The sequence below is a fragment of the Pseudomonas sp. WS 5411 genome, assembly GCF_012985595.1.
Taxonomy (GTDB): Bacteria; Pseudomonadota; Gammaproteobacteria; order Pseudomonadales; family Pseudomonadaceae; genus Aquipseudomonas; species Aquipseudomonas shahriarae.
In genome coordinates this window covers 187,217-194,772 of the sequence record NZ_JAARMC010000008.1, presented here as the reverse complement: position 1 = coordinate 194,772, position 7,556 = coordinate 187,217, and the positions used below count along the sequence as shown (strand labels likewise).

8 protein-coding genes are annotated in these 7,556 nt (G+C 60.4%); 4 read left to right on the top strand and 4 right to left on the bottom strand.

Translation table 11 applies throughout. The features are described from left to right. Positions 1-382: 382 nt before the first annotated feature. The gene (locus HBR93_RS14480) at positions 383-1,405 is read left to right on the top strand and encodes an alpha/beta fold hydrolase (RefSeq protein ID WP_169960550.1); all 1,023 of its coding nucleotides are present in this window, start codon (positions 383-385) and stop codon (positions 1,403-1,405) included. Between the two features lie 10 nt (positions 1,406-1,415). Here HBR93_RS14480 and HBR93_RS14475 read toward each other — a convergent pair whose 3' ends face one another. Beyond that, positions 1,416-1,787, bottom strand: a complete 372-nt coding sequence (locus HBR93_RS14475; protein ID WP_057439546.1) for a DUF2784 domain-containing protein — start codon at positions 1,785-1,787, stop codon at positions 1,416-1,418. 143 nt (positions 1,788-1,930) lie between these two features. Here HBR93_RS14475 and HBR93_RS14470 point away from each other — a divergent pair, with 143 nt between their 5' ends. Then, on the top strand, positions 1,931-2,620 hold the full coding sequence (locus tag HBR93_RS14470; protein ID WP_169960549.1) for an HAD-IA family hydrolase: 690 nt from the start codon (positions 1,931-1,933) through the stop codon (positions 2,618-2,620). Positions 2,621-2,658: 38 nt separating this feature from the next. Here HBR93_RS14470 and HBR93_RS14465 read toward each other — a convergent pair whose 3' ends face one another. Beyond that, on the bottom strand, positions 2,659-3,405 hold the full coding sequence (locus tag HBR93_RS14465; RefSeq protein ID WP_169960548.1) for a 3-oxoacyl-ACP reductase family protein: 747 nt from the start codon (positions 3,403-3,405) through the stop codon (positions 2,659-2,661). A 127-nt stretch (positions 3,406-3,532) separates the two neighbouring features. On the opposite strand from HBR93_RS14465, the gene HBR93_RS14460 reads away from it, so the two are divergent. Together HBR93_RS14460 and HBR93_RS14455 are read left to right on the top strand one after the other, a co-directional pair. Then, the gene (locus HBR93_RS14460) at positions 3,533-4,456 is read left to right on the top strand and encodes a LysR family transcriptional regulator (protein ID WP_169960547.1); all 924 of its coding nucleotides are present in this window, start codon (positions 3,533-3,535) and stop codon (positions 4,454-4,456) included. A 79-nt stretch (positions 4,457-4,535) separates the two neighbouring features. Further along, positions 4,536-5,018 carry an anti-virulence regulator CigR family protein gene (locus tag HBR93_RS14455; protein WP_169960546.1) on the top strand — a complete coding sequence of 161 codons (483 nt, stop codon included), beginning with the start codon at positions 4,536-4,538 and terminating at the stop codon, positions 5,016-5,018. Between the two features lie 14 nt (positions 5,019-5,032). On the opposite strand, the gene HBR93_RS14450 is transcribed toward HBR93_RS14455, so the two are convergent. Both HBR93_RS14450 and HBR93_RS14445 read right to left on the bottom strand, forming a co-directional pair. Further along, positions 5,033-5,761, bottom strand: coding sequence for an aspartate/glutamate racemase family protein (locus tag HBR93_RS14450; RefSeq protein WP_057439543.1), 729 nt, complete (start codon positions 5,759-5,761; stop codon positions 5,033-5,035). A gap of 15 nt (positions 5,762-5,776) precedes the next feature. Further along, positions 5,777-7,306, bottom strand: a complete 1,530-nt coding sequence (locus HBR93_RS14445) for an NCS1 family nucleobase:cation symporter-1 (protein ID WP_169960545.1) — start codon at positions 7,304-7,306, stop codon at positions 5,777-5,779. Positions 7,307-7,556 lie beyond the last annotated feature (250 nt).

Below are 7,556 nucleotides of genomic sequence, written 5' to 3'. Positions count from 1 at the left end.
TCTTTTCGGTCACTTGATTGACCGCTTGGATTTTGAATTCTTCGGGATAACGTGGGTTGCTCATGGCACCTCCTGATTGGCCTCAGTTTAAGGCATGGAGGTGTCTACGAAACCCGGGGCGATTCAGACTTATACAGCGGATTGTACTACTCAGTTGTACTACTGTGCACGCTGAAAGCCCCGGAATATGGCTATTGCTGGGTGAGAAGGTCGTTAAATTAGAATCTCTCATTCACCGCCACACTCTACAAACACAACCCCCAGTTTTCCTAGAGAAAGCCGGGGGGTTGTGATTTCTGCTGCATGGAAAACAGCAATATGGGAATAATGTGGAAACACGCAGAGTCCCTGCGTGTACTCGCTCCCCTCAAGGAAGATCCCATTGAAAGCAGCCCTAGTCGCTCTGCTCCTCACCTGCGCCACCACCACGGCCCTTGCCACTAACAACCCTGTCGGCTTCCAAACCTCGACCCTGGCAGACCCAAACAAAGAACGCCCGTTGGAGATGGTGGTCTGGTACCCCAGTTCCACCACTGCCACGCCAAAGGTGATTGACGACAACCCGGTGTTTTTCAGTGCCCTGGCTGTGCGTGATGCGCCTGCTGCGGTGGGTGAGTACCCGTTGGTGGTGCTTTCCCATGGTTTCGGCGGCAGTTGGGGCAACCAGGTGTGGTTGGCCAGTGCGATGGCCCAGCGGGGGTTTATCGTGGCGGCGGTCAATCATCCTGGCACTACCAGTAAGGACCGCAGTGCTCAAGCCGCCGCGCAGTTATGGCAGCGGCCGGTGGATATCCGTCGCGCTATCGACGCGGTGCTGGCGCAGCCAAAGCAATTTGGCAAGGTACAGCCCGGTCGAATTGCAGTGGTGGGTCATTCGCTGGGCGGTTGGACGGCGCTGGAAGTTGCCGGTGCCCGTTTCGACCCCGAGCGTTTTGCCCAGGACTGCAAGGTTCACCTGCAGTTGGCCCCTTGCGCGGTCTACCAGCAGATGAACCCAGTGCAGGCGCCGTTGGCAGCGGATTTGAGTGACAAGCGGGTCACTGCCATTGTTTCACTGGACCTGGGCCTGTCCCGTGGCTTTACCGATCAAAGCCTGGCGGCGTTGCCGGTGCCGACGTTGGTGATTGCTGCGGGCGTGCCCTCAACGGAGCTTCCCGCCGAGTTGGAGTCCGCTGACTTGGCCAAACGCCTGCCAGCGGCAGCGACGCGCTATGTCGAAATCAACGACGCCACTCACTTCAGCTTTATGGCCGTGTGCAAGCCGGGCGGGGAGGCGTTGATTGAAGAGAGTTCGCCGGGCGATGGCATGATCTGCCGTGATGGCGCAGGCGCCCGGCCCCGTGAGGTGATTCAGCAGCAGGTCACGTCATTGATTGTTGAGTTTCTGGCGCAGCCAAAAGGCTAGGCCAACACGTTCAGTTCCCCGCCCGTGGCCCTCGCCTGATCAGGCGTGCGTACACCGCAATATTAATCAGCAAGACCAGGGCGCCCAGGCCCAGTTGGATCTGTGGCGTCAGCCCCGCGGGGTAGATCAGGGCAATGATGTAGTGCTCGATAAACCCTGCGCCATAACCCTCTTGCCCGGCGAGGTGGCGCAGCAGGTTTTCCCAGCGGGTCAGGGGGCAGGGCAGGTGGAAGACTTCTACGGCAACGCCCCAGGCCGCAGCGGGCAGGTGCAGCCACATGACCGGTCGCCACTTGAGGGCAAGCAGGCCGCCGAACAACACGAACAGGATGAAGCCAAGGTGAAACAACACCAGGGAGTCGGCAGCAAGTCGCAAGAGCATAGAAGGGGTCGCGTCAGGTGAGGCTGCCAAGTGTGCTGGATAGAGCCGCTTGAAACCAGAGGCGGGCGGTTGCGGTTGCTTGTAGGCCCGAGGCCCCGTTATTGTGCTGAATCCTTTTAGTCATCTGCCACGGATCTGTTGTGATGAACGCACCGCGTACTGCTGTTGGCCCGATCAAGGCCGTGATTTTCGATATGGACGGGTTGTTGCTGGATACCGAGGGTATCTACACCGAAGTCACGCAGATCATCGCCGAGCGCTATGGCCGTACCTACGACTGGGGCATCAAGCAGCACATCATCGGCCGTGGCGCCCAGGACCTGGCCGAGTACGTGGTCAAGGCACTGGACTTACCGATCACGCCTGAGGAGTTCCTGCGCATCCGTGAGCCGTTGATGAGCGAGCGTTTTCCCAAGGCGCTGGGCATGCCTGGCGCCGAGGCGTTGGTGCGGCATTTAAGTGCGCACAATATCCCGATAGCCGTGGGCACCAGTTCGTCGCGTAATTCGTTTGGGCACAAGACCACGTTGCACCGCGAATGGTTTGGCTTGTTCGGTACGATTGTCACCGCCGACGACCCGGAAGTCGGCGCAGCCAAGCCTGCGCCGGACATCTTCCTTACCGCTGCCCGCCGCCTGGGCGTTGCGTCCGAGGATTGCCTGGTGTTTGAAGACTCACCGTTTGGCGTGACCGCTGCCAAGGCCGCGAACATGACTGCCATCGCGGTGCCCGACGAAGCCATGGCCGACAGCAAGTACGCTCACGCTGACCAGATCATCCGCAAGCTCGCGGAGTTCGATCTGGCTGCGTATGGCCTGCCGCCAATGCGCTGAGCGTTGCAAGAGCCGGCAAGCCGGCTCTTATAGGGTGTTCAGGCGCTGAAACCGCCATCAATGGTCAGGCTGGCGCCGGTGATGTAACCGGCTTCCGGCCCTACCAGATAGGCGACAAAGCTGGCCACTTCCTCGACGCGCCCATAACGACCCACCGCCATAAAGCCAATCAGGCTCTCGGCAAATTCACTGTCGGCCGGGTTCATATCGGTGTCCACCGGGCCCGGTTGTACGTTGTTGATGGTAATCCCCCGTGGCCCCAGGTCGCGCGCCAGGCCTTTGGTCAAACCCACCAGCGCGGCTTTGCTCATTGCATAGGGGCCGCCACCGGCGAAAGGCATGCGCTCGGCGTTGGTGCTGCCGATATTGATGATGCGACCCCCTTCGCCCATGTGCCGGGCAGCTTCCTGCGTGGCGATAAACACGCTGCGCACGTTAATGGCCAGGGTCTGGTCAAAGTCTTCCAGTTTGAAATCCTCCAGCGGGCCGACCGCCAGCACCCCGGCGTTGTTCACCAGGATATCCAGGCGCCCGAACGCGTCGACAGTGGCATTGACCGCATTGCGAATGGCCACGGCATCGGCGCTGTCGGCGTGAATCGCCAGGGCCTTGCCGCCTTCGTTGATCACGCTGTTCTGCAGGGCTTCGGCCTTGGCCGCAGAGTTGACGTAGGTAAAGGCAACGGCTGCACCTTGCGCGGCCAGGCGCTTGACGATGGCGGCGCCGATGCCGCGGGAACCGCCCTGGATCAAGGCAACTTTGCCGCTGAGGTTTTGCGTGGTCATGTCGATCTCCCAATGATGCAAGGCGCAGGTGCCTTGTTGTTGGCGCCGAGTATCGCCCTCGCAGACATCCCTCGGTAGACCGTGATTGCTATAGTCTGTGTAAACCAAAAGTTTAGAGTGATGCGATATGGAAAGCTTCGGCAGTATCGAATGCTTCGTGCGCAGTGCCGAAGGCGGCAGCTTTGCCGAAGCGGCCCGGCACCTGAGCCTGACGCCGGCCGCCGTCGGCAAAAGCGTGGCCAAGCTTGAAGCGCGCCTGGGGGTGCGGCTGTTCCAGCGCAGCACCCGGCGCCTCACATTGACCGAAGCCGGCAAGCTGTTTCTGGAGCAGGTCAGCGCCAGCCTCACCACCATCCAGAATGCCGTGGCCAACCTGGCCAGCGCCGAAGGCCGGCCGGTGGGCACGCTCAAGGTGAGTATGGGCACGGTGTTCGGCAACCGTTATGTGGTGCCGTTGCTGGCGGAGTTTCTGCGGCGCTTTCCCGATATCAGTCCGGATTGGCATTTTGATAATCGCCAGGTCGACCTGATCGGCCAGGGCTTTGACGCGGCCATTGGCGGCGGGTTCGAGCTGCCCCAGGGGGTGGTCGCCCGCAAGTTGACCCCGGCCCACCGGATTCTGGTGGCCTCGCCCGATTACCTGGCCAAGCGCCTGCCCGTGCGCGGCCCCGAAGATTTGGGGCTGTGCAATGGGATCCTGATCCGCTCGCCGCAAACCGGCCGCGTGCGCACCTGGCAACTGACCAACCGCGCCCGCGAACAGCGGCCGTTGATGCTCAAGCCGCGCATGACCATGGGCGACTCCGAAGCCGCGTGCTGCGCCTGCACCCAAGGTTTGGGTATTGCCCTGGTCAGCATGCCGATGGCCGTGCCGTTCCTCGACAGTGGCGCGGTGGTGCGGGTGCTGCCGGACTGGTACGTCGATGATGGCAACATCTCCCTGTATTACGCCGAACACAAGTTGCTGCCGGGCAAGACCCGGGTATTTGTCGACTTCATCCTCGAGCAGTTTGCCGAGCAGCGCCTGGCGCAGCGGTTCAGCGCGGTATAGCACTCACTGCTGAACTTGCTGCCCGCCAGTGTTCTAAGCTGATACGGGCCAATGGGGCTTGCGACTGTCGAGACCGATCATGTCCATATCACGCGCTTTACTCGTATTTACCAGCCTGGCGTTGATTGCAGGCTCCCCGGCGCTGCTGGCCGATCCCGGCAACGGCAACGGCAACGGCAACGGCAACGGCAACGGCAAGGACAAAGGCAGTGCCCATGGCAATAAGGGTGGTGGCCAGGGTAATCAGGGCCAGGGTGGTGGCAAGAAGGGTGCAGGCGCCCATTACAGCGGCCCGCAAATTGATATCGGGGGTGTGCGGGTAATCCTTGGTGACAACCGCGACTACTGGCGCGGTGGTTCGTCCCTGCCGCCGGGCATCCAGAAAAACCTGGCCCGTGGCAAACCCCTGCCACCGGGAATCGCCAAGAAACTTGATGGGCGCCTGTTGGGGCGGCTGCCCCATTACGACGGCTACGAATGGCAACAGGCTGGCACCGACCTGATCCTGGTGACGATTGCCACCGGGATCATTTATGAAGTGCTCAATGACGTCTTGAACTGATCGAGATCGGCGATTCAGCGTGCGAACCTGCCCGGCCAACCGATGATGTTCTTTGGCCGGGGTGTCCCATAGGTGCGCACCTTCGACGTCGACAACCCCAGCCTCACCAAGGATTCGGCCAGGGTTACCGCTGCAGTCACGCCATCCACCACCGGCACGCCGGTGCGTTGGCGGATCTGTTCATCCAGCCCGGCCATGCCGCCGCAACCCAGGCAGATCACTTCAGCCTTGTCTGCGCTGATGGCCAGTTCGGCTTGGCGCACAATCGCTTCCATGGCCCGCAGCGGGTGCTCCTCCAACTCCAGTACCGCCATGCCGCTGGCCCGTACGGAGGCACAGCGTTCATACAGCCCGGAGAGCTTGAGCCGGTCTTCGATCAGCGGCACCGTGCGATCGAGGGTGGTGACCACTGAGTAAGCATGGCCGAGGAACATCGCGGTGCTGGCCGCGGCATCGGTGATATCCACCACTGGCACGTCCAGCAACTCCTGCAGGCCTTCGCGGCCATGCTCGCCATAACCTGCCTGGATCACCGCATCGAACGGCTGATCGTAGGCCATTACTCGGTCCATCACCGCAATGGCCGCCAGATAGCTTTCGAAATTGCCTTCCACTGATTCGGCACCAAAAAACGGCGTCAGCCCGACAATTTCGGTGCCCGCTGCTGCCACGCTGCGAGCCTGTTGGGCAATGGCTTGGGTAATGGATTCGGTGGTGTTGACGTTGACGACGAGAATGCGCATGGGATGACCTCCTGATCAATGACTGACGTTGTCGACAGCGATGCTCTCGCCGCTGATATCGGCATAAAACGGCTGACGCTTGGCGATCAGCAGATACAGCACCCCGGCAATGCCAGCGCCAAACAGCCAGGAGAACGGCGAGACGCTGGCAAACCCCGGCAACAGCGCCAGGACAATGGCAATCACCGCAGCCGGGACAAACGCCGCCACCGCCCGCAGCTTCACCCCGTGGCTGTAGTAGTAAGCGCCGTTGGGGTCTTCGCTATACAACTGCGGTACGTCGATCCGGCCCTTACGGATCAGCCAGTAATCCACCATGATCACGCCATACAGTGGGCCCAGCAGCGCGCCCAGGCCGGAGAGGAAATACACAATCACCAGCGGGCTGTTGTAGAGGTTCCACGGCAGGATGAGCACCGCGAGGAACGCGCTGATCAGCCCGGCGCGCCGGAAGTTCAGGTACTTGGGGGCCAGGTTGCTCAGCACAAAGGCCGGGGCAACGAAGTTGGCCATGATGTTCACCGCCACGGTGACGATCAGGAATGCCAGGCAACCCAGCACCAGGAACAAGGTATTGGGAATGGCCGCGATGATCTGCGTGGGGCTTTCGATTACCTGGCCATTGAGTTGGAACTGCCCGCCGCACAGCAGCACGGTGATGATTGCGAACACCAGGATGTTCACCGGCAGGCCCCAGAAGTTGCCGACCTTGATGGTCTTGCGGCAAGGCGATGAGCGGGCGAAGTCGCAGAAATTGAGGATCAGGGTGCCGTAGATCGCCAGCCACAAGGCGCCGCCGGCAAAGATATTGCGCCACATCTCGCCACCGCTCAGGGGCTCGCGGATCGACCAGGCGATTTGGCCGTCGGCCTGGAAGTACATCCAGCCGGCCAGCGCCGCGACGGTCAGTAGGATAACGGGGCCGGCAAAGCCTTCGTAGCGTCGGACCATTTCCATGCCGTAGGCCAGAATCACCAGTTGCACAAACCAGATCATCACAAAACATGCCCAGCCCAAGGTGGACAGGCCGAGGATCGTGTTGTGGTCGTAGTCGGCAAATCCTGGATTAATCGCCACCAGCAGTACGCGAAAGACGACGGATGCGAGGTAGGTTTGAATCCCGAACCAGGCGATGGCAATCACGGCGCGGATCAACGCAGGAATTTGCGCGCCATGTATACCGAAACTTATCCGGCTGATCACCGGAAACGGCACACCGGTTTTCTGGCCCATGTAGCCGGACAGGTTCATAAAGAAATACACCAACGCCGCGCCGATCCCTAGCGACAACAGAATCTGCCAGGCACCGAGGCCCAGGGCGTACAAGCCGATGGCAAAGGAGTAGTTGGCGATGTTGTGCACATCGTTGGTCCACAGGGCGAAGATGCTGTAGCCACCCCAGCGTCGACCTTCGACTTTGGTGGGCGCCAGGTCCTTGTTGTGCAGGCGTGGGCTCAGCACCAGCGGGCCGGAGTTTGCCGCCGTGGGGTTGGCTGTGGAGGAGGGCAGATCCAGTGCAAGGTTATTTGAGAGACTTGTAGGCATGCCGGCAGGCTCCTGGCATCTGCAGCGAGCGCGAGGGTTAGGCGCGGCTAGCGTGCGGACACGAAGTGTATGTGGGTTGTTGTTTAAGTTGTATACAAAAACTCCAACTCCATAAGCCACTTGTGTGCCAGGTTTATATCTAACAAAACTGTCACTAATTTCGTTTTTATAGGTCGATTGAGTAACCGGCTGAATTTGAAGAAATATAAATTGACCGATTGAACAGGAATTTATTTTTTGGCGGGGATAT

Excerpts from the sequence above, each read along its gene's own strand:
- HBR93_RS14475 (WP_057439546.1), bottom strand. The coding sequence starts at position 1,787 with ATGCTCTTGCGACTTGCTGCCGACTCCCTGGTGTTGTTTCACCTTGGC.
- HBR93_RS14470 (WP_169960549.1), top strand. The coding sequence starts at position 1,931 with ATGAACGCACCGCGTACTGCTGTTGGCCCGATCAAGGCCGTGATTTTC.
- HBR93_RS14465 (WP_169960548.1), bottom strand. The coding sequence starts at position 3,405 with ATGACCACGCAAAACCTCAGCGGCAAAGTTGCCTTGATCCAGGGCGGT.
- HBR93_RS14460 (WP_169960547.1), top strand. The coding sequence starts at position 3,533 with ATGGAAAGCTTCGGCAGTATCGAATGCTTCGTGCGCAGTGCCGAAGGC.
- HBR93_RS14455 (WP_169960546.1), top strand. The coding sequence starts at position 4,536 with ATGTCCATATCACGCGCTTTACTCGTATTTACCAGCCTGGCGTTGATT.
- HBR93_RS14450 (WP_057439543.1), bottom strand. The coding sequence starts at position 5,761 with ATGCGCATTCTCGTCGTCAACGTCAACACCACCGAATCCATTACCCAA.
- HBR93_RS14445 (WP_169960545.1), bottom strand. The coding sequence starts at position 7,306 with ATGCCTACAAGTCTCTCAAATAACCTTGCACTGGATCTGCCCTCCTCC.